At 32.0% G+C, this 23,100-nt stretch carries 21 protein-coding genes; 15 read left to right on the top strand and 6 right to left on the bottom strand.

Going from position 1 to position 23,100, the window contains the following annotated elements:
- Positions 1 to 124 precede the first annotated feature (124 nt).
- From Q0998_RS09550 to Q0998_RS09485, 14 genes are all read left to right on the top strand, one after another.
- Positions 125 to 2,038, top strand: a complete 1,914-nt coding sequence (locus tag Q0998_RS09550; protein ID WP_299669374.1) for a CocE/NonD family hydrolase — start codon at positions 125 to 127, stop codon at positions 2,036 to 2,038.
- A 10-nt stretch (positions 2,039 to 2,048) separates the two neighbouring features.
- The gene (locus Q0998_RS09545) at positions 2,049 to 3,869 is read left to right on the top strand and encodes a Xaa-Pro dipeptidyl-peptidase (RefSeq protein ID WP_299669372.1); all 1,821 of its coding nucleotides are present in this window, start codon (positions 2,049 to 2,051) and stop codon (positions 3,867 to 3,869) included.
- A 53-nt stretch (positions 3,870 to 3,922) separates the two neighbouring features.
- Complete coding sequence (locus Q0998_RS09540) at positions 3,923 to 4,342, top strand: DUF4174 domain-containing protein (protein ID WP_299669370.1); 420 nt, start codon at positions 3,923 to 3,925, stop codon at positions 4,340 to 4,342.
- Positions 4,339 to 4,800, top strand: a complete 462-nt coding sequence (locus Q0998_RS09535) for a DMP19 family protein (protein WP_299669368.1) — start codon at positions 4,339 to 4,341, stop codon at positions 4,798 to 4,800. Before Q0998_RS09540 ends, Q0998_RS09535 begins: the two co-directional genes overlap by 4 nt.
- 121 nt (positions 4,801 to 4,921) lie before the next feature.
- Positions 4,922 to 5,083, top strand: coding sequence for a hypothetical protein (locus tag Q0998_RS09530; protein ID WP_299669367.1), 162 nt, complete (start codon positions 4,922 to 4,924; stop codon positions 5,081 to 5,083).
- 630 nt (positions 5,084 to 5,713) lie between these two features.
- Entirely contained in the window at positions 5,714 to 6,424 is a 711-nt protein-coding gene (locus Q0998_RS09525) for a DUF547 domain-containing protein (protein WP_299669365.1), read from the top strand.
- Positions 6,425 to 6,463: 39 nt separating this feature from the next.
- Entirely contained in the window at positions 6,464 to 6,799 is a 336-nt protein-coding gene (locus tag Q0998_RS09520) for an arsenosugar biosynthesis-associated peroxidase-like protein (protein ID WP_299669363.1), read from the top strand.
- A 254-nt stretch (positions 6,800 to 7,053) separates the two neighbouring features.
- Positions 7,054 to 8,109 (top strand): arsenosugar biosynthesis radical SAM (seleno)protein ArsS, encoded by a 1,056-nt coding sequence (gene arsS, locus Q0998_RS09515; RefSeq protein ID WP_299669361.1) that lies wholly within the window; start codon positions 7,054 to 7,056, stop codon positions 8,107 to 8,109.
- A gap of 202 nt (positions 8,110 to 8,311) precedes the next feature.
- Positions 8,312 to 9,280 (top strand): arsenosugar biosynthesis arsenite methyltransferase ArsM, encoded by a 969-nt coding sequence (gene arsM / locus Q0998_RS09510; RefSeq protein WP_299669359.1) that lies wholly within the window; start codon positions 8,312 to 8,314, stop codon positions 9,278 to 9,280.
- 24 nt (positions 9,281 to 9,304) lie between these two features.
- Positions 9,305 to 9,796: a rhodanese-like domain-containing protein gene (locus Q0998_RS09505; RefSeq protein ID WP_299669357.1), complete on the top strand. Its 492-nt coding sequence runs from the start codon at positions 9,305 to 9,307 to the stop codon at positions 9,794 to 9,796.
- 196 nt (positions 9,797 to 9,992) lie between these two features.
- Positions 9,993 to 10,619: a TIGR04282 family arsenosugar biosynthesis glycosyltransferase gene (locus tag Q0998_RS09500; RefSeq protein WP_299669355.1), complete on the top strand. Its 627-nt coding sequence runs from the start codon at positions 9,993 to 9,995 to the stop codon at positions 10,617 to 10,619.
- Between the two features lie 6 nt (positions 10,620 to 10,625).
- Positions 10,626 to 11,327 (top strand): DM13 domain-containing protein, encoded by a 702-nt coding sequence (locus Q0998_RS09495; protein WP_299669353.1) that lies wholly within the window; start codon positions 10,626 to 10,628, stop codon positions 11,325 to 11,327.
- A 48-nt stretch (positions 11,328 to 11,375) separates the two neighbouring features.
- A complete protein-coding gene (locus Q0998_RS09490) occupies positions 11,376 to 12,191 on the top strand; it encodes a purine-nucleoside phosphorylase (RefSeq protein WP_299669351.1) in 816 nt (271 codons plus the stop codon).
- A gap of 50 nt (positions 12,192 to 12,241) precedes the next feature.
- A complete protein-coding gene (locus Q0998_RS09485) occupies positions 12,242 to 13,126 on the top strand; it encodes a sterol desaturase family protein (RefSeq protein WP_299669350.1) in 885 nt (294 codons plus the stop codon).
- A gap of 137 nt (positions 13,127 to 13,263) precedes the next feature.
- Here Q0998_RS09485 and Q0998_RS09480 read toward each other — a convergent pair whose 3' ends face one another.
- The gene (locus tag Q0998_RS09480; protein ID WP_299669348.1) at positions 13,264 to 13,992 is read right to left on the bottom strand and encodes a metallophosphoesterase family protein; all 729 of its coding nucleotides are present in this window, start codon (positions 13,990 to 13,992) and stop codon (positions 13,264 to 13,266) included.
- Between the two features lie 142 nt (positions 13,993 to 14,134).
- Here Q0998_RS09480 and Q0998_RS09475 point away from each other — a divergent pair, with 142 nt between their 5' ends.
- Positions 14,135 to 17,587 carry a pyruvate carboxylase gene (locus tag Q0998_RS09475; protein WP_299669346.1) on the top strand — a complete coding sequence of 1,151 codons (3,453 nt, stop codon included), beginning with the start codon at positions 14,135 to 14,137 and terminating at the stop codon, positions 17,585 to 17,587.
- 11 nt (positions 17,588 to 17,598) lie between these two features.
- Here the strand turns inward: Q0998_RS09475 and Q0998_RS09470 are convergent, their stop codons facing one another.
- The 5 genes from Q0998_RS09470 to Q0998_RS09450 form a co-directional block, all read right to left on the bottom strand.
- A complete protein-coding gene (locus Q0998_RS09470) occupies positions 17,599 to 18,831 on the bottom strand; it encodes an outer membrane protein assembly factor (protein ID WP_299669344.1) in 1,233 nt (410 codons plus the stop codon).
- Positions 18,832 to 18,875: 44 nt separating this feature from the next.
- Positions 18,876 to 20,273, bottom strand: a complete 1,398-nt coding sequence (locus tag Q0998_RS09465) for a hypothetical protein (RefSeq protein WP_299669342.1) — start codon at positions 20,271 to 20,273, stop codon at positions 18,876 to 18,878.
- A gap of 9 nt (positions 20,274 to 20,282) precedes the next feature.
- Positions 20,283 to 21,116: a universal stress protein gene (locus tag Q0998_RS09460; RefSeq protein ID WP_299669340.1), complete on the bottom strand. Its 834-nt coding sequence runs from the start codon at positions 21,114 to 21,116 to the stop codon at positions 20,283 to 20,285.
- A gap of 72 nt (positions 21,117 to 21,188) precedes the next feature.
- Positions 21,189 to 22,190: a glycoside hydrolase gene (locus Q0998_RS09455; protein ID WP_299669338.1), complete on the bottom strand. Its 1,002-nt coding sequence runs from the start codon at positions 22,188 to 22,190 to the stop codon at positions 21,189 to 21,191.
- Positions 22,191 to 22,217: 27 nt separating this feature from the next.
- Positions 22,218 to 23,090, bottom strand: coding sequence for a hypothetical protein (locus Q0998_RS09450; RefSeq protein ID WP_299669336.1), 873 nt, complete (start codon positions 23,088 to 23,090; stop codon positions 22,218 to 22,220).
- Positions 23,091 to 23,100 lie beyond the last annotated feature (10 nt).

Genomic DNA, 23,100 nt, shown 5'->3' with positions numbered 1-23,100 from the left:
AAAAGAGAGAGAACAGAAAGCTGGAAATAGCTTCAGAAAAAAATCGCATTTCATTTTAACAAAAGAATTCTCAACAACTCTTTTTAGTTTTGTAAATTTAGCATTCAAATAAACCAACCTTACAATGAAAAAATATCTTATTCTTTCTATTTTTAGTTTTTTATTCATTGCTAGTTGTAGCAAAACTGAAAAAGAAGAAACTCCAAAAAAAAGTACTTTTGTTGCTGATAATTACACAAAGAAAGAAGTGACTATTTCGATGAGAGATGGTGTAAAACTCCACACCACCATTTATTCTCCAAAAGATACTTCTAAAGAATATCCTATCTTAATGCAAAGAACTCCATATAGTTCTAAGCCTTATGGTGAAGGAATGAAAACTAAAATTGGACCTAATGTGCATTTAATGAAAGAAGGGAACATTGTAGTGTATCAAGATGTTCGTGGGCGCTGGATGAGCGAAGGTGTGTACGATAATATGCGCGCGTACATTCCCAATAAAAAGAAAAATCAATCTGATGAAGTTTCGGATACTTATGATACCATTGATTGGCTCGTAAAAAACGTAGAAAATAATAATGGAAATGTAGGTACTTGGGGAATTTCATATCCTGGGCATTACGCAACCGTTTCTACCATTGATGCGCATCCTGCATTAAAAGCAGCTTCTCCACAAGCCTGTATTGGTGATTTTTTCTTTGATGATTTTCATCATAATGGTGCCTTTTTATTGAGTTATTTTAGAGCCATTTCTTTGTTCGGAACCTATAAAGACACACCAACAGATACTGCTTGGTATTCTTTTCCGAAAATGAATTCACAAGATCAATATCAATTTTTCTTAGACAAAGGACCTTTAAAAAACCTCAACGAATATTTTCAGTATGATAAATTAGATGTTACCAATACAGAAAAGAAAGACAAAATAGATGATTATTTCTGGAAAGAAATTACAGAGCATCCTAATTATGATGCTGTTTGGAAAAGCAAAGGAATTATTCAGCATTTAGATAAAGTTCCATCTACCGTAGCCACAATGATTGTGGGTGGTTGGTTTGATGCCGAGGATTTATATGGTCCTTTAGAAACTTATAAAGCAATTGAAAAACAGGGTAAAGACAATTACAACACAATGGTTTTCGGACCTTGGGATCATGGTCGTTGGGCAAGTTCTGGAGTGAGAAATGCTGTTGGAAATTATTATTTTGGAGATTCTATTTCACTAAAATTTCAAACAAATGTTGAAACTAAGTTTTTCAATCACTTCTTAAAAGGAAAAGCAGATCATAATTCTGGTTTGCCAGAAGCTTATGTTTTCGATTCTGGAAAACTAGCATGGAAATCCTATGATGCTTGGCCTCCCGAAAATGTGGTAAAAGAAGATTGGTTTTTATCTAAAAATCAAGAACTAACTGCGGATAAAAAATCAACAGAAAAAATAAATTTTATAAGCGATATCAAACGTCCTGTGCCCTATTCTGAAGATATTAAAACGGTTTTTACACCCAGAAAGTATATGACAGACGACCAACGTTTTGCGGCAAGAAGACCCGATGTATTGGTTTTTGAAACCGATATTTTAACCGAAGATTATACCTTAGCTGGAGATATTGTAGCCAAATTAAAAGTGGCAACTACAGGAACTGCAGCAGATTGGATTGTAAAAGTAATTGACGTACATCCTTCTGACGCAGAAGAAAATAATGACAAATTACAAGACCATTTAAAAATGAGTAATTATCATCTAATGGTTAGAAGTGAAGTGATGCGTGGACGATTTAGAAATAGCTTTGAGTTTCCAGAACCTTTTATTCCCAATAAAAAAACCGACGTAAATATCAAACTACAAGATGTTTTTCACACCTTTAAAAAAGGACATAAATTACAAATTCAAGTGCAAAGTACTTGGTTTCCTTTAATCGATTTGAATCCGCAGACCTATGTAGAGAATATTTACAAAGCAGATGAAAAAGACTTTAAAACACAAACACATACTGTTTTTACAGATTCATCCATCCAATTTTCAGTTCTAAAATAAAGCAATTAACATGAAAAATAAATTCCAATTTATCCTATTATTTCTTATAGCATATTCTTTGCAAGCACAAGAAAAAGCTACACCAATTTTTAAAGATGGAGAAGCACAAATTGTAGCAGCATTTAACAATCCAGAAAAATGGATTCGTCATGATTTGTGGGTAGAAACTACTTTTGATTCTGACGGAGATGGAAAATTAGACAGAGTTCATGTAGCTGTTACGAGACCTGAACAAACAGATTCAGAGGGTTTAAAACTGCCTGTTGTGTATGAATCGAGTCCGTATTACGCAGGAACTGCAGGAAACGCTCCGGGTTTATTTTGGGAAGTAAAACATGAGATTGGTGCAAAAGAAAAACCAAGAACCAAAGTAGAAGTTGTTAGAAGAGGAAAACGACCAATTATTTCAAATTCACAAATTAAAACTTGGGTACCAAGAGGCTATATTGTGGTGCATTCTTCATCACCAGGAACGGGCTTGTCTGATGGTGCACCAACCGTTGGTGGCGATAATGAATCTTTAGCGCCAAAGGCTGTTATAGACTGGTTAAATGGTCGTGCAAAAGGATATGCTTCAAGAGAAGGAAATGAAACAGTTGCTGCTTTTTGGTCTACCGGAAAAGTAGGAATGACAGGAACTTCGTACAACGGAACAATTCCTTTAGCCGCAGCTACAACTGGCGTTGAAGGTTTGGAAGCCATTATTCCTGTGGCACCAAATACTTCTTATTATCATTATTATCGTTCTAATGGCTTAGTGCGTTCTCCTGGAGGATATTTAGGTGAAGATATTGATGTTTTGTACGATTTTATCCACAGTGGAAAAGAAGAAAATAGACCCAGAAACAACAAAATTGTCAGAGATACTGAAATGGCAAATGGTATGGACAGAGCTTCAGGAGATTACAATGATTTTTGGGCAGGAAGAGATTATTTAAATGATATAAAACCAATGAAAGCGGCACTTTTAATGTCTCATGGTTTCAACGATTGGAATGTGATGCCAGAACACAGTTATCGAATTTATAAAAAAGCATCAGAAATGGGCTTGCCAACTCAAATTTATTATCATCAAAACGGACATGGTGGACCACCGCCAATGAAAATGATGAATCGTTGGTTTACGCGTTATTTACATGGCATTAAAAATAATGTTGAAAACGATGCAAAAGCTTGGATTGTTAGAGAAAATGACAAAAGAGAAGAACCAACAGCTTATGCAGCATACCCAAATCCTGAAGCAGAAAACGTTACTTTTTATCTAGGTGCTGGTGCGCCAGGTGTAGGAAGTCTAAACGTTGATAATTCGGCGTCAAAAGGAAAAGAAACGTTGGTAGATAATTATTCTTTTTCTTCGGAAGCTTTGGCAAAAGCAGATTATACAAACCATCGTTTATTATATGTAACTCCTATTTTAAAAGAAGATGTACACATTTCTGGAGTTGCTACAATTACCATAAAAGCAGCAAGTTCTAAGACAGCTGTAAATCTATCTGTTTACTTAGTATCACTACCTTGGAATTCTAGCAGAAGAGCAAAAATTACCGATAATATTATCACACGCGGTTGGGCAGATTTACAAAATTACAAGTCGTTAACTAAAGGTGCTCCTTTAAAAGTTGGTAAATTCTATGAAATGACATTTGAATTGCAACCCGATGATCAAATCATAAAAAAAGGACAACAAATTGGTTTGATGATTTTTTCTAGTGATTCTGAATATACTTTATTACCAAAACCAGGAACGGAATTAACGGTAGATTTATCCGGAACTAGCATTACAATTCCTGTTGTTGGTGGTAAAAATACTTTTAAAAAGTCTGTTGAATAAATTTTAAACATAAGAAGGTTTCGATAAATATTTATTGAGACCTTATTTTTTTTATGAAAGCAATTCTAATTTTTTTTATGTTTTTCTCGCTATTTTCTTTTGGTCAAAATATCAAAAAACATCAATGGGAAAATCGTGTCATTTTAATAATATCTGATAATAAAAATACTTCTGAATTTCAAAATCAAGTTCAGGTTTTAAAAGATAAATCATCAGAATTAATAGATAGAAAATTAGTTATTTACCAAATCATTGAAAAAAGTTATTCTTTTAATTTTGATGAAAATTGGATTTTGTCATCGAAATTATATTCAAAATTTAACGCTAAAAAAAATCCTTTTAAAATTATTTTAACTGGCTTAGACGGTGGAATAAAACTATCTCAAACCGAAATTTTATCTGCAAAAAAATTATTTGCAATTATAGACGGAATGCCGATGCGAAAAAGAGAACTTATAAAAAATAAAAAATGACCTCGACAGAAATAGCATTGCTTTTAAACAATGATGCCGAAAAAATTACCAGAATTGGAGAAATTATTGGAAAGAAAATTCAAGAAAAAGATAATTTTGATCAATTAAATGAATATGAAAAAACGTTTATATACATCGATGTATTAGAGCAACATGTAACTGAAGGTGGCTTTATTCAATTCTTCTTTAAATCTTCTGGTCAGTTTACCCATGAAATTTTTCAAGCCTACCTCGCTATAAAAGCAAAAAAAACGGTGGATCTTTTAACGGAAGCCATTTTTTTATTTCCAGAAATTCCTGTTCCAAAAAATTTAAGAATACGTCAACAAATTTTAATGGAAAAGGAATCTAATATCGATTTATGGGACGATTTAGACCTTCAGTTTGAAAAATATGAAGACGATATTCTACAACTCACTTTACATTATGTTAGAGAAAATATTGCTCATTTTGATTAAAATTTTGTCATGTACAACCAGAAACGAATTGAAAAATATAAGATTCTTCAGTTATGCGCTTTTTTTGGTAGCTATTGTGTACCCGTAAGTATTTATTAAATTGATTTATGAACGATTTGTTTTGATTCCAGATCAAAAGTATCATTTACCTGTACGCCTTAGAACCACTAGAAAGCTAATAAATAGAGAAAATCTTTACAAAAGTGTAGAAGCTGAACCTATAGCAATAAGTGATACCATTACACTTCCTACCGACAGTAGAAAGCATCAATACAAAAGATAAGCAGAAATAGAACTACGCTTTACTTTATACTCCATTAAGTGTCCATCAAATTTAAAAAAATAAAGACTATCCCGAATCTTTAGAGGTAATTTGTATTTCTGTAAAAGAGGCTACAGCTAGTTTACATGCGATTCATTGAAAATTATTTACTACTCATAAAGTGGAGAGCTATCAAAACCTTTTAACCATAAGTAGAATGTTATAGTGTACAATGGTATATATAAAAACTGTTTAGATTACTAAAAAACAGGGCTTTAAAATATAACAAGTAGATTTAGAAAGTGGTTGGGTGGCTTGGTTTATCGATCCCTTAGAAACCTGGAAAGAGTATGATTCTTAAGAACCGTAAAGTGTAGTAATTTAAAAAAGAGGTTTAGACAGGCTTCTATATAACAAAGGAATTAACATAGCAAAAGATGCGGGTGCATAGTAGCTGCTGCAGGTAGGTCAACTGTTTCCTATTATATATTTTTTTAAAATAAAAAAAGGATGCCATTTCTCCCGAGAATTCAAGAAAGGCTAAACTTAATAAGCAGCAAATATAAAATAGATACACATTTAATAATTTTAAACTAATTATTGTAATCAATTAAAAAAGATTTCGTCTACATCATTAAGAAAAAACATCCAATGAAAAAAATACTGTTACTATCCATTACACTTTTTACTTTCTCACAAGTACATGCGCAAACCTCAATATTTAACGATTTACTACAAAAGCATGTTACGGAAGACGGAATTGTAGATTACAAATCCTTTAAAGCTGATGAAGCGAATTTAGATACGTACATCTCTTATTTAGAAAAAACATCTCCGGCAAATTCTTGGTCAGATAATAAACAAAAAGCTTTTTGGATAAATGCTTACAATGCATATACCATCAAACTCATTTTAGAAAATTATCCACTAAAAAGTATCATGAACATCAAAGAAAGTGGCAAAACCGCTTGGAAAATTCCGTTTGCTAAAGTGGGCGGACAAACATACACCTTAGATCATATAGAGCATGAAATTTTGCGTAAAAAATTATTTGACCCAAGAATTCACGTAGGTGTAAATTGCGCCTCTGTTTCTTGTCCAAAATTAGGAAATATGGCTTTTACAGAAGAAAACGTAGACGCTTCATTAGAAAAATTAATGAAAGAATTCATCAACGATACTTCTAGAAATAAAATTTCTAACAAGAAAGTTCAAGTCTCTTCAATTTTTGATTGGTTTAAAGAAGATTTTACTAAAAATGGTTCTCTAATAGAATATTTAAACAAATATTCTGAAACAGAGATCAACAAAAAAGCAAGAACAAATTATTTAAAATACGATTGGTCTTTAAACGGAAAATAATTTTTTTATCTTTCGATTTTAATAATAAAAATAAGATGCATGTCTAAAAATTATTACGATGCTAACGATTTAAGAAAATTCGGAAAAATTACTGAATGGAGCGAAGATCTTGGCAATAAGTTTTTCGATTATTATGGAAAAGTATTTGAAGAAGGTGCTTTAACGGCCCGAGAAAAGTCTTTAATTGCGTTGGCAGTTGCCCATACAGAACAGTGCCCTTATTGTATAGATGCGTATACAAAAGATGGTTTACAAAGAGGTATTACCAAAGAACAAATGATGGAAGCGATTCATGTGGGTGCAGCTATAAAAAGTGGCGCCACTTTAGTGCATGGAGTTCAAATGATGAATAAAGTGAATAAATTGGAAATGTAAGCAGACTCTAATTTTTGCTTTTCGCAAAAATTTTAGAGGTTGCTTATCCCAACGAAAGTTGGAATCTAAAAAATAGGTTTAACTAAGATTTTAAAGTTTACAAAACACTTCGACAAGCTCAGTGTGACATTCGTTAGCCAAAATGAATTTACAAAAAAACCAAAAGCATCATTTTTTTCTAAATACTAAGCATATTTTAAAGTACTAATTAAAAAGAAGCTGAAATAGGATCAGCATTAGCAAGTTCAGCATATATGGCTACAAAATCATTAAAAGCAAGAAATAACGACATTGCAAATACATCTCGTCAAATGGAAATTCTTTCCAATGGCATTTTCGCTGATGGTGAATTACCAACGTTTGCAGCAAAAATTAAAGAGACAAATCAGTTTCCTTTGCGTCCTAAAAAATTAGAAATTCTACAGATAAATTTAGGATATATGTGTAACCAAGTTTGCGAACATTGTCATGTAGATGCGGGTCCAGACAGAAAAGAAATTATGACTTTAGACACCATGAAGCAGTGTTTAGAAGTCATTCAAAAGACAAAAGCACATACCTTAGATTTAACGGGTGGCGCACCAGAGATGAATCCTAATTTTAGATGGTTTGTAGAAGAAGCATCTAAAGCAGGAATTAAAGACTTTATTGTACGTTCTAATTTAACAATTATCAGAGCGAATAAAAAATATTACGATTTACCCCAATTCTTCAAAAAACACAATGTACACGTAGTTTCTTCTATGCCACATTGGACGCGCGGAAAAACCGACAAACAACGTGGAGATGGAGTTTTCGATAAATCGATAAAAGCTCTGCAAGAATTAAACGCTGTTGGTTACGGATTAGCAGGCTCTGATTTAAAATTAGATTTGGTGTACAATCCTTCAGGAGCATTTTTACCTGGTGACCAACAAGCTTTAGAAAATGATTTCAAAAAAGCTTTGAAAGATGAGTTTGATATTGATTTTCATAGCCTTTTTGCCATTACCAATTTACCTATTAGTCGTTTTTTAGATTATTTGATTGCTTCAGAAAATTATGAAGATTATATGATTTCTTTGGTAGATGCTTACAACCCTACTGCTGTAAAAAATGTAATGTGTACAAATACTTTGTCTATAAGTTGGGACGGTTGGTTATTTGATTGTGATTTTAACCAAATGTTAAATTTAAAAGTAGCTAGTAAAGTAAAACACATTAAAGATTATAACGAAGAATTGCTACAAGACAGAAACATTATTATCAATCAACATTGTTATGGTTGCACTGCGGGGGCAGGAAGTAGTTGTCAAGGCGTTGTTGCATAAGCCCCATGGTCATTCAGACATTTCCCCAAAGGGGAAAGTTGAGCAAGTTTGGTAAAATAAATTGTAACGAGCTTAAGCCCATTGCAATTTATTCCTGCAAGGTATTTCCGAAGAATGAGGATTCCTTCTAGGTATAAAATTAGAATAAAACAAAATACCTACAAGGTTTTTGAAACCTTGCAGGAAAAAACAAAAAAATAAAATGAGTTATTTAGAAACCACACACAATGTATATAAAGAAGCAGCTTTAACCCCAGATGTTGGACTTTGCTGTACTACAAATCCTATTTGGGAATTACCAGGCTTAAAAATCCCAAGAATTATGCAAGAAATGAACTATGGTTGTGGTTCAACAGTACATGCAAGAGATTTAACGAACAACCCTAAAATGCTATATGTAGGTGTTGGTGGCGGTATGGAATTACTCCAATTTGCCTATTTTAACAGAAACAAAGGAGGCGTTATTGGTTTAGATGTTGTGGATGAAATGTTAGAAGCTTCTCGAAAAAATTTCAAAATAGCAGAAGCACAAAACGATTGGTTTAAAAGTGACTTCGTAGATTTACGTAAAGGTGATGCGATGGATTTACCTGTTGAAGATAATTCTATTGATGTTGCTGCCCAGAATTGTTTGTTCAATATCTTTAAGTCAGATGATTTAAAAAAAGCAATTGAAGAAATGCACAGAGTTTTAAAACCTCATGGACGCTTGGTGATGAGTGACCCAACTTGCGAACAACCGATGAATGACGAATTAAGAAATGACGAACGTTTGCGTGCCTTGTGTCTAAGTGGTAGTTTAACTATTGCTGATTACGTAAAAGCGCTAACAGATGCTGGCTTTGGAACCATTGAGATTCGAGCTAGAAAACCATACAGAATTTTAGACCCAAAAAACTATCCAACAGATGAATTAATTTATATCGAGTCTATTGAGGTAGCTGCAATTAAAGATCCAATGCCAGAAGATGGTCCTTGTATTTTTACAGGAAAAGCGGCTATTTATTATGGTGATGCAGCTTATTTTGATGATGGCTTAGGACATACTTTATTAAAAAATCAGCCATTAGCAATTTGTGACAAAACTGCTGCAGCTCTGCAATCTTTAGGTCGAGATGATATTTTCTTTTCAGCATCTACTTTTCATTATGATGGCGGTGGATGTTGCTAATATTTAGTTCTTAACTTATAAATTATGAAGAAAATATTCATACTTTTTTTACTAATAAGCTCCACAGTTTCTGCGCAAAAGAAATTAGATAAATTGTTGAACAAATGGAACAAGAGAAACGTTCCATATATGTCTGTGCAAACGCTAGCTTTACCAAAAACCAAAGCAATATTATTAGACGCTAGAGAGGAAAAAGAATTTAAAGTAAGTCATTTAAAAGAAGCCGTTTTAGTTGGCTATGATCATTTTAAATTGAAAGAAACATTACAAATATTACCAAAAGATAAAGATGCAAAAATTGTAGTTTATTGTTCTTTGGGAATTCGTTCTGAAACAGTTTCACATAAATTAATTCAAGAAGGGTATACCAATGTCTATAATTTATATGGTGGTATTTTTGAATGGAAAAACAACAATTTTCAAGTGGTTGACACCTTAGGAAACTCAACAGAAAAAGTACATGCTTTTAGTAAAAACTGGAGCAAATGGTTGAAAAAAGGGGAGAAAGTTTATTGAAAAAGTTGGCAGTAAGCAGTTGCAGTTTCCAGTGATTAGAGTTACAAAATAAATATTTTCAGGAATTAATAAGACAACAAATATAATTCAACATCTTAAAATAAGGAATAAGAATACCACATAGGTATATAGAAAACATAGACTATGTGAAATATGTGGTAAAACTTTTATTACTCAAATAGCATATATTTTCTAAATGAAAGAAAAATCAAACAACAAAAATTTACTTTTAATCTTCACTAGAAATCCAGAATTAGGCAAAGCAAAAACACGTTTGGCAAAAACTGTTGGTGATAAAACTGCTTTAGAAATCTATAAATTTTTATTAGAAAAAACGCGTGATATATCTTCTAAAGTCTCTTCTGACAAAGCCGTTTATTATTCTGTAAAAATTAGAGAAAATGATATTTGGAGTGAAAAAATCTATCAAAAACACCAGCAAGAAGGCGAAGATTTAGGCATTAGAATGTTAAATGCATTTCAAAACGGTTTTAATGAAGGCTATAAAAAAGTGATGATTATTGGTAGCGATTTGTACGATTTAACTTCAGAAAATATAGAAAAAGGGTTTCAAGAATTAGAAACCAATGATGTTGTAATGGGACCCGCAGAAGATGGTGGTTATTATTTGTTAGGCATGAAATCTCTACAAGAAAAAGTTTTTAAAAATAAAGAATGGGGAACAGCAACGGTTCAAAAAGATACGCTAACAGATTTAAAAGATAAAAAAGTGAAATTATTAGCTGTTAAAAACGACATAGATGTATATACCGATATTTTAGAGATCCCAGAAATCATGAATTTGTTTATCAACGCTAAATAATTAACTATGAAAACAACATTACTTTCCTTCTTTTTTACGCTAATTTTCTTGCAAATTACTGCACAATGCTCAGAAAATGCCACCGATTTTGGTAACAATACAACTACCGCTTCTTATAATGTTACAGGTGATGTTTCTGTAACTTTAAATACAAACAATACGGTTACTTTAAATTTAGGAAGCAATTTTAATACTGCCTCTGGCCCAGATGTAAGAGCTTATTTGGTGAATTCTGAAGGAAAAACGGATGCTGAATTAAGAAGTTCTTTAATTAGTAATTTAGAGAATTTTCAATTCGGAATGATCAGTTCGAGCGGTGCACAAACTTTTACAACGGCAATTCCTACGGGTAAAGACATTACAAAATTTGATACGGTTTTCTTTTATTGCCTTCAATTTAATGCTTTTTGGGATTTTGGATCTATCACACCTTTTAACAGTAACACTTGTGCTGTTTTATCTTTGGAGCATACTGTTTTTAATAAAATTAGCATGTATCCAAATCCTGCAAAAGACAAAATTCATTTTTCAAATACAGAGGCTCTTGTTGCTGAAATTCGTATTTTTAATGTTTTAGGAACACAAGTTTTTCATCAATCTAATGTAACAGAAGAAGTAATTGATATTTCTTCTTTTCACAAAGGAATTTATCTGATTAAAATAAATATTGATGGAAAATCGAAAACACAAAAACTAGTAATTCAATAATAAATACTAGCTGCTGACAAAACTTCGGCACAAGTAAATTCAGCATACATGAAGCAACAACAGTTACAAGAAACCATCTATTTTTTAACATCAAAAGGAATTGCAAATCCTGAAGTAGGCATTGTGTTAGGAACAGGTTTGGGGAAATTAGTAGACGAAATTTCTATTGAAAAAGAAATCTTATATGCAGACATTCCGCATTTTCCAGTGGCAACGGTAGAATTTCACTCAGGAAAATTAATTTATGGCGAATTGTCTGGTAAAAAAGTATTGGTCATGGCTGGCCGTTTTCATTTATATGAAGGTTACAATGCATGGGAGGTTACTTACGGAATTAGAACAATGCACGGTTTAGGAATTAAAAACTTACTAATTTCTAACGCTGCTGGTGCCATAAACTTAGAGTATAAAAAAGGAGATTTGATGTTAATTGAAGATCATATCAACTTACAAGGAAGTTCTCCTTTGGCTTTTAACGGCGCCAATAATTTCGGTAATATTTTTGTTGATATGTTAGCACCCTATTCAAAAACATTGAATACAAAACTGAATTTAATTGCTCAAGAACACAAAATACAATTGCACCAAGGTGTGTATACAAGTGTTTTAGGGCCGCAATTAGAAACCAGATCAGAATATAGAATGTTACAAATTTTAGAGACCGATGCGGTTGGCATGAGCACCGTGCCTGAAGTGATTGTTGCCAAACAACTCAACTTACCCTGTGCTGCCATTTCTGTACTAACAGATGAATGTGATCCTAAAAATTTACAACCTGTAAATATTGCAGAAATTATTGCCATTGCTGGGAAGGCGGAACCAAAAATGATTACACTTTTTAAGGAAGTGATTAAGGTAATATAATAAAACCTAACTTAGCAAGGGAGCACGCTCCCTTGTTAAAAATAGATAGCATGAACAAATACATAGAACTCATAAAAAACTCCTATTCCGATTATTGGAATTACATCAAAAAATCTGTTTTGATGGAATTGAACTGGGAGAATTATTTTTATGGTTTGATTATTATTTCATTAGTCGTTTGGGGTTTGGAGGCTATTTTCCCTTGGCGTAAAAATCAATCTTTGTTTCGAAAAGACTTTTGGTTAGACACTTTTTATATGTTTTTTAATTTCTTTTTGTTGAACCTAATTGTGCTCATCGCCTTATCAAATTCAGCAGAAGAAGTCTTTAATGATATTCTTGGGTTTGTAGACTTATCCGTTTCAAATTTTCAATTGTTAGAAATTAATTCCTTACCCTTTTTTGCAAGAATTTTCCTCTTTTTTATAGTGGTAGATTTTACGCAATGGTGGACACATAGATTGTTACACCGATTCGAATTTCTTTGGAATTTTCACAAAGTACATCACTCTGTAAAACAAATGGGTTTTGCTGCACACTTGCGTTATCATTGGATGGAACCCATAGTTTATAATTCTTTAAGATACATACCATTGGCAATTATAGGTGGCTTTTCTGCGCAAGATATTGCTGTTGTACATTTCTTTAATATTACCATTGGACATTTAAATCACGCCAATATCAATTGGGATTATGGTTGGTTAAAATACATTTTAAACAATCCTAGAATGCATATTTGGCATCATTCGAAAGAATTACCAGAAGATAGCAGATATGGTGTAAACTTTGGTTTGACCTTAAGTATTTGGGATTATTTGTTTAAAACCAATTATATTCCGTATTCTGGAAGAGATATTGAATTAGGTTTTAATGGTGATGAAGATTTTCCGAAGGGCTTTTTTCAACAAGAATTGTATCCTTTAAGTAAAAAATAGACTTTTTTCAGATTGCCTCATTGCGAGGCACGAAGCAATCTCTTAGTAAAAAGAATATATGTTATTTTAATATAGAGATTACTTCAGTCATACTTCCTTCGTAGAGACGCATAAATAGATTTTTTCTGATATGAAAACTACTTATTCCTCCCTTTTTCATTTGGGTATAAATCTGGCAAGAAATCACTTTGAAAATATGCTTTTGTATCAATATTTATTGCTGTAATTTTTCCTTTAAAAGCTGCGCCAGTATCAATATTCCATATATTAACAGCATTCATAGGTACGGTTTCTCCGAAGTTGGTTGTAGGAGTATGACCTATATAGATTTCATCATAGTGCTGTAATCTTTTAGGGTAACTTGAGCTTTCTTTGTCTATATTTTTATCGATAGACAATGCCATTTCCCATAAAGTTCTATCAAAATAAAAATTTTCTTTGAAAACTTCTCTTGCGACACCATGCATAGAAGTAAAACCCGCATGTAAAAACAACCTGTTATCTTTATCTAAATGATACAACGGCATGTTTTTGAAAAAAGTCAAATGTTTCTTTTTTTCCTTTTTGGTAAATCCATCATAACTAGCTATTGTTTCTTTCCCTCCATGCATAAACCAAGTAGGGTTTACATTCGCAGTTTTTAACCAATCTTGACACCAAACATCATGATTTCCTTTTATAAAAATACAATTTATTTTCTCTGATAAATCGATTAAAAATTGAATAACCTGAGCAGATTCACTCCAGCCATCAACATAATCTCCCACAAAAATTAAGGTATCTTCTTCTGTTACTTCTATACTCTTTAAAACTTGAAGCAAGGCTTTTAAACCTCCATGGATATCTCCTATTGCAAATGTTCGCATCTTTTTCTTGTGAAAATAAGCCAATTATTAATTATTCTCAAATAAAATGTAAACGTTTGTAAAAATCTTTTTATTTTTTTTGACCTATTTCGATTTCGCTAACTATCTTTAGGAAAAAAATCAACCATAAAAATTATTATCGATGAAAATTAAAAAAGTATTGGTAGCTAACCGAGGTGAAATTGCTATTAGAATTTTTAGAGCATGTACAGAAATTAGTGTGCAGACTGTAGGAATTTATACTTTTGAAGACAGATATTCTCTGCACAGATACAAAGCAGATGAATCTTATCAAATTGGTGAAGACAAAGAACCTCTAAAACCTTATTTAAATAGTGACGAAATTATAAGAGTCGCTTTAGAATGTGGTGCAGATGCCATTCACCCTGGTTATGGTTTTTTATCTGAAAATGCAGAATTCGCTAGAAAATGTAAAGAAAATAATCTTATTTTTATTGGACCTAAAGTAAGTGTCTTAAAAGCTTTGGGCGATAAAATAACGGCAAAAAAAGTAGCTGTAGATAATCATATTCCTATTATTCAGAGTAACACAAAATCGTTAGATTCCATTGAAACGGCATTAAGCGAAGCCCAAATAATTGGATACCCTGTGATGTTAAAAGCCGCTTCTGGTGGTGGTGGACGTGGCATGAGAGTAATTAGAAAACCAGAAGAGTTGCAAAGTGCTTTTAATGAAAGTAAAAGAGAAGCGTTAAATGCTTTTGGTGATGACACTGTTTTTCTAGAAAAATTTGTAGAAAATCCAAAACATATAGAAATTCAAATTGTTGCCGATAATTTCGGGAATATTGTGCACTTATTTGAGCGCGATTGTTCTGTACAACGTCGCTATCAAAAAGTAATCGAATTTGCACCTTCTTTTGGATTGGAACAACAAACAAAAAATGCCCTTTACAACCATGCTATTAAAATTTGTAAAGCAGTAAACTATAATAATATTGGTACTGTAGAGTTTTTGGTGGATGATGATGACAGCATTTATTTTATTGAAGTAAATCCAAGAATTCAAGTAGAGCATACGGTTACAGAAGTCATCACAAATATAGATTTAGTAAAGACCCAATTATTTATTGCGGGTGGCTATCAATTAGACGATCAACAAATAAAGATTCCGAATCAAGAAAGCATTCAAATTAATGGATATGCGTTACAATGTAGAGTAACCACAGAAGACCCTCAAAATGATTTTAAACCAGATTACGGAACCATTTCTACCTACAGAAGTGCCTCTGGGTTTGGTATTCGTTTAGATGCTGGAAGTGTCTATCAAGGCGTTACCATTTCTCCTTTTTTCGATTCTATGCTGGTAAAAGTTACTGCAAATAGTAGAACCTTAGATGGTGCTTGTAGAAAAATTAGAAGAGCGTTGGCTGAGTTTAGAATTAGAGGTGTAAAAACAAACATGCTATTTTTAGACAATATTTTAAAACATGAAACTTTTAGAAAAGGAGAAGTAACTGTTAACTTTATAAAAGAAAATCCAGATTTATTTATTTTTAAAGCACCTAGAAATAGAGCAACAAAATTAGTTACGTATTTGGGTGATGTTATTGTAAACGGAAATAGCGATGTTAAAAAAACTGATTCGACAAAAATATTTATCAAACCAAAAGTACCGAAAGTTATTACAAATATTCCACATCCAGAAGGCACCAAAGATTTGTTAACAAAACTAGGACCAGAAAAATTTTCTGAATGGTTAAAAGCAGAGAAAAAAGTACATTTTACAGATACTACAATGCGAGATGCGCATCAAAGTTTACTGGCCACTAGAATGAGAACGTACGACATGCTAAAAGTTGCCGAAGGATATACCAAAAACAATCCTGAAATTTTTAGTATGGAAGTTTGGGGTGGCGCTACTTTTGACGTTTGCATGCGCTTTTTACAAGAAAATCCTTGGGAACGTTTGCGATTGCTTCGAAAAGCAATGCCAAACGTGTTGTTGCAAATGTTAATTAGAGGTTCTAACGGAGTTGGGTACACAGCATATCCCGATAATTTAATTGAAAAATTTGTAGTTTCCTCTTGGGAAAATGGCATCGATATTTTTAGAATTTTCGATTCTTTAAATTGGATGAAATCATTAGCACCTTGCATAGAACATGTAAGAACAAAAACCAAAGGTTTGGCAGAAGGTGCCATTTGTTATACTGGCGATTTATTAGATCCGAAGAACACAAAGTACAATCTAAAATATTATACCAGATTAGCAAAAGATATCGAAAATGCGGGAGCGCATATTTTAGCCATTAAAGATATGGCTGGTTTATTAAAACCCTATGCAGCGTTCGAATTGATTAGCGCATTAAAACAAGAAGTAAACATTCCAATTCATTTGCATACACATGATACTTCATCCATTCAATCTGCAACTTATTTAAAAGCCATTGAAGCGGGTGTAGATGTTTTAGATGTTGCTTTGGGTGGTTTGTCTGGCTTAACCTCGCAACCGAATTTTAATTCGATGGTAGAAATGTTGAAATTTCACGAAAGAGAAAACCCCATGAACACAGATTCTCTTAATGAATATTCTAACTACTGGGAATCTGTAAGAGAATATTATTATCCGTTTGAATCTGGTTTAAAAGCAGGTTCTGGTGAAGTTTTTAAACATGAAATTCCTGGTGGACAATATTCAAATTTAAAACCGCAAGCAGAAGCCTTAGGATTGGAAGATCGTTTTTATGAAATTACCAAAATGTACAGAGATGTAAACCTACTTTTTGGAGACATTGTTAAAGTAACGCCGAGTTCTAAAGTTGTTGGCGACATGGCACAATATTTAGTCAGTAATAATTTAACGGTACAAGATGTGTTGGAGCGTGGAGATACCATTTCTTTTCCACAATCTGTTGTGAGTTTTTTTAAAGGAGATTTAGGACAGCCCGTTGGTGGTTTTCCCAAAGATCTTCAAAAATTAATTTTAAAGGATGAAAAATCTTATACAGACAGACCAAATGCACATTTAGCACCAGTTGATTTTGATAAAGAATACAAGGAATTTAAGCAGATTTTCGAGAACGATTTAGGAAGAGCCATTGATTTTACAGATTTCCTATCCTATAAATTATATCCAAAAGTATTTACAGATGCTTTTAATAAACATATTAAATATGATAATTTGATGAACTTGCCTACCAAGAATTTCTTTTATGGTATGGAAAGAGGAGAAGAAATTATTGTTGATTTAGACAAAGGAAAAACACTTTTAATTACATTAGATTCTATTGGAGAAGCTAAAGAAAACGGAATGGTTACCGTTTATTTTAAAGTAAACGGTCAAAGCAGATCTGTGCAAATTAAAGATGCATCTATTAAAGTTGATAAGGTGGAACATTTAAAAGCAGACAAATCGAATGCAAAAGAAATTGGTGCACCTCTGCAAGGAATGTTATCTGCTGTTTTGGTGAAAAATGGTGAAAAAGTAGCTAAAAATCAACCTTTATTTATCATTGAAGCTATGAAAATGGAAACCACCATTACGGCAACAGAAAATACAACAATCAACAAGATTGTTTTAAAAGCTGGAATTATGGTGAATTCTGAAGATTTAGTTATCATAACAGCCTAAAAAAAATAGTTTTAAAAATACTGCCCAATTCCAAAAACAAAGCCGCCTTTAGAATTGTTTTTCTGGTTTAAAACACTAAAGCCATAATCGATTCTAAAAGTGGCATTGTATATTTTTTTACTGATAAAACGCAAGCCAAATCCGCTGTAAATTCTAAGATTTTTATTTTGAAAAAAATCAGATAATTCGCCTCCAGGATTTCGCCAAGAACCAATATCAGAAAAAACATTTGTTTGAATTGCCAACCAATTTTTATCATAAACGGTATGTCTGTACTCTGTATTTAACACAAAACTTCCAGTGCCTCTATCAACCAAAATACCCACACCACGCAGATTCACATTGTTATCTAAGGCAAAAGGAGCAAAAGGCGTTTCTTCATTAGAAGCCAAACCAAAACGCAATCTATTTGCCCAATTTCCGTTACTACCGAGTCTTTTGTAATAGAAAAAATCATTCCAGGCTATTAAAAAATTATTCTGAAAATCATTTTCTGTAATTACATATTGTGCAAAAAAAACACTTTTAAAGCCACTTACATATTGATAATTATAATTTAAGCTATTATAAGAATACACTATTTTTAAAAGCGCTTTGTCTAAATTTAGAAATAGAGGAACTGAAGGACTTGTAGCTCCTGATAAATATTTATATTTTTCTCTAAAAATATTTAAACCAAAATCGATACTGTTTTTTAGATTGAATTGATGCAACGCCAATACTTCAAAAGAAATGTTATTATATAAGTAATTTGCAGAATTATTCTCAAAATATAAAGGCTCTTCACTTTTCCAATTTTGATGATGTATTGCCAAACCCCATTTTTTAGAAAACAGATTTGGTGCTCTAAAATTGATCCCGTAAGAATCAAATCCGTTGTTTTGATAAAAACCCCCTAACGTGATATTTCTTCCTGAAAAATTATAATCATACAACCCAACTTTATAAGCAAATTGTTTGTTGGTGGTAGTCCAAAAGTTAAGTTCTGGGATGATTGAAAAGTTTTCTTGAATGATAAATTGTACTTCAAATACATTTTCTTTTTCTTTTTTAACTTCAAAATAAGCATGACTTACTGCGGGCAATCTTTTTAGGAAAACAATGTCTTTTTCTATCGTTGCTGAATCTAAAACGATTCCGCTCTCTGTAGAAAGTATTTTGTATAAATAAGAAGTTTTTAGTTTTTTATTACCGATGATTTTAAATGAGGAAATTCTTTTTTCTTGTCCATAATTACAAAACATTAAAAATGAAAAAGATATTAAAAAGAAGAATTTCTTAGCACACATTATTCTGCTATGAATGTTGTTTGAATCACCAGATTTATCCAATTATCAGGGCTAATTCCAAATAATGAAAATTTATACTCGTCATCTAAAACCAATGCTGGTGGTGTGTCTGAATGAATTTTACCTGTTATATTAGATTCATCATAATATTGAAATGTTTTCTCTGTGGTAAAAGTTCCAGTGATAAAAGTGTCATCAATTTGCGTAAAAACTTGAAAATAGGTTTCGGTATCATCATACGTTCCGTCTGTCCAAGTAAATCTTGGTTTTAAAGTTTCAGAAATATCAATAGCCACGTCAGTTGTCCATTCTGTTTCCCTAGAATTATTTTGAGTTTTAATAGGTTCAGAAATATGGAGTTTCCCTTCTGTAATATACGTAACCAAACACCAAACCTCATCTGAAGAGTTCTTTGTAAACCTTCTAAATTCACCACCAAAAACAGCTGTTTCTGTTAGATTTCTTCTTTTATAATTTGCAAAATCGGTTTTATCAACTGTAGTATCTTCAGTTTCGTAATATCGGTAATTAAAAGCACCTTCAATAGGATCAAAATAAATATAGGTTACCTCTTCATTTCCATTGGCAGAACCTGCAAATGCGAATAATGTATCTATGGTTTTCTCTGTGTTTGTCGCAATATATTCTTCTAAATTTCTTGGTATAAATTGCTCTTCGATAATTAAGTTTACCCAATTGTCTTCACTTACACCCATCATGGTAAAATTATAAATTTCGTCTTCTACCAAATCTACAGGTGTTGTTGTATTTATTGTTAACGTAACATTGGTTTCATCATAATATTGAAAAAATGTATTCTCTGTATAGGTTCCAGAAATAAAGTCACCTTCTTCATCTGAAATTACTTGAAAATAAATTACATTTTCTTTTACAGTGCCATCTTCCCAAGAAAAATTTGGTTCTAAAGTAGTTTTATAATTTATAGCAACTTCATTTGAATATTCGGTAGCTTTTGTGTTATTTTTTAAACGAATAGGATCTGAAATATGAAATTTCCCATCTTTTATATAGGTAACCAAGCACCAAGATTCTGTTGCTCCCGATCGAGAAAAGCGTTCTAGTTTTCCTCCAAAAATAGCTTCACTTGTTAAACTTTGTCTTCTATAATTTGTATAATCAGTTGGGTCTACAGAAGTATCTTCAGTTTCATAATAGCGAATATCTGTTGCGCCTTCTTCTGGATAATAAAAAATATAATTTAATTCTATGTTGGCTTCTGCATTTGCTGCGCAAGCAATAACCACATCTTTTTCTTTGTCTGAATTTTCATCCATATATTCTTGAAGATTTCTTGCTACAGTGATATCATTATCTTCTGAACAAGAAATGATGGTAAATAACAAAATGCTATAAAAAAGAAAACTTTTGAAATTCATGTATTGTATTTATATTTTATATGTCATTATTGGTAGTGAAGAATGGTTTGATAAATCTTCTGAGATACTTCCAGAAAAAATATGTGCCAATCCTTTTCTACCCCGTGTGGCTGTAGCAATTAAATCTGCACCAATTGCATTTGAAAAATTTAAAATCCCTTTTTCTATAGATCTTGCACACACAAAATTGACATTAATTAATCTGTCTATATTTCCTTCTGCCTTCATTAAAAAACTATGAGCTAAGGTATCCATTTCTGGTGTAGTTTTAAAATCTTCATTTGGTAAATTTACATACAAAATATGCTTTTTCGCATTAAAAACTTTTAGTGTTGAAAGCATTTTCTGAAAAGCAGGAATAGATGCTTCAGAAAAATCTGTCGCAAAAACAACATCATTAAAATGAATATCTAACAATTCACTTTTTAAAACTAATACAGGAACTTCTGAGAATCGAATTACTTTTTCTGTATTAGAGCCAATAAAAAATTCTTTTAATCCGCTAGCTCCATGAGAAGCCATAACAATTATATCTGCATGTACTTCTTTCGCAATCTCATCAATTTCGCTAAAAACTTTATAGTGCTTTACAACTGGTGTAATCTTTATATCTTTTAAAAAGTCTTTTTCTAAAAAGGTTTTAAATTGCTGCTCTGCTAATTTTAAATAAAAAATTGCTTTTTCTTGTTGGTAATTTGGACTTTCAGAATAATTTACTTCTTGGAGGTCTAACATGTGTAAAGCCACAATAGATGCTTTTGTTTTTGTTGCTAATAAAGCAGCTGTTTTTAAAGCGTTTTCTGAATGTTTTGAAAAATCGATGGGCACCAATATTTTTTTCATTTCTAAAATAGTTTTAAGGTTTTACTCAAAATTACTTCCTTTTTTATTTTTATTTTAAGATATTTATCATGTTTATTGTCTGTATAATTCTTTTAACAAACTTTCTGCGGGTTTGTTTTGTGGTGTAAATCTATTATTTTTTTTACCTCCAACCCTATCATGTGCATGAAACCATTTCCAAATAAAACCACCTGCAAACCATTCTTCTTTCCAAAATTGATTGTGAATTGCTTGTAAACCGTTAGACTGAGCATCAAAATTTATAGCACCTTCTACCCTATTTGAATCCCAAGGTTCTTTGCCCGCAAAATCGACACTTCTGTAACCAAATTCAGTAAACAAAACAGGTTTATCAAACTTCTTCTGAACCTTTAAAATTTCTTCTTTGTGTAATTTCCAACCCAATTCATACTCTGCAATTGTTGGAGATTCCTTTTCACTTAAAGGAAAATAGGCATCTATACCAATAAAATCTAAATCTCCCCAAAAAGTTACGCGTTTAAACTCATCCCAATTTGCGGCGTATGTTAACTTCCCTTTATAAACCTTTCTAATTTCTTTAATTAGTTTTCTCCAATATCTTGGTCTGTTTACTACAAATTGTTCTAATTCTGTTCCAATACAAAGAATTGTGGCGTTTAAATCTTCAGCTGCTTCTGCGTAGGTTAAAATAAATGCGCTATAAGAATCTTCTAAAATGGTCCAATTTTCTTCAGAATTCATGATAATATTCCCAGTAAATGCTCCTTTCCAGACCCAAATATGCGGTTTTACCATGATACCAACATTTTCTTTTTGGAATCTTTTAGCATATTGCAACAAACCATTTTTGGTTTCGCCAAACCATTGTCTCTTTGTATTGTGTACTATTTTTGGGGCTGACAATTCTTTGATAAAACCAAAAGGCATCAATGCAACATAATTGCTTTGTGCCTCTAAAACTGGTAATATGTGTTTGTTATTTATAGAATCTCTAGAAGCTACAAAACTAACGCCATTAATTTTTTTAGTTTGACTTTTGCAAGAAAAGCTTAAAACAATCAATAGTAAAAAAAGGAGTTTTAGTGTTCTCATAAATCTCCTTAAAAATAGTTCTTTTCCTTAGAACAGAGCTCTTAAACCAATGTTAAAACTTTGTCCTAATCCGTTATCTGTTCCTCTTACAAATTTACTGTACAGAACTTCTAAATTTAAAGTTTTATTAAGCTGATATTTACCACCAAAACCTAAAGCAGTAAAGTCTTGCGTAAAGTCTCCAAAACGCTGGTAATGTTGTACAAAACCCAAAATAGTAGATACATCGCTTGGAAAATAACTCATAAAAACACCTGGTGCAATAACGAATGTATTGTTTGCAAAACTTTCATCAGCACCAAAATTATACTCTGTTGCTAATTCTGTAAATAATTGCCAATCTCCACTTGGTAAAGTATAATCATAGAAAAATCTGTTTTGAAACATATAGGCGGTTTGATCTAAAAAAACACCATTCCCATCAAATTCACTTTTATTAATTGGAATATGGAAAGCACTTTGTATCGAAAAATTACCGATATTTTCAATGGGTTGCCATTTTAAAGCAGGTGCAAAAGAAGAAAGTCCTTTTCTTGAATTTACATCATTTCCTAAATCGAAAACTGAAGTTGCGCTTTTACCATTAATTGAATTTGATCTGTACTCTAACAACAAACCAATATTTAAACGATTGTTGTCTGAAACTCCTGTAAAAATATCTAAGGTAGATGTAAAATAATTTTCTCTTGGAATAGAGGCACTTTTTCCGTTTGAATTGGCTTCCTTATTTTGCGTATACAAATTATTAAAAAACTTAATATCCCATTGCCCTTTATCAAGCAACTTAGAAGGTGTGTAGGTTTGAATATTGCTTTTAGAAGTATCGTCTTCTTGTCCAAAAGAGATAAAACTAGCAAATAATAAGGCTCCTAAAATTATTTTTGATACTTTTTTGTTCATGGTTAGTTGA

This window comes from uncultured Polaribacter sp. (assembly GCF_947501385.1).
Lineage (GTDB): Bacteria > Bacteroidota > Bacteroidia > Flavobacteriales > Flavobacteriaceae > Polaribacter.
This window is presented reverse-complemented; position numbering and strand designations above follow the sequence as displayed.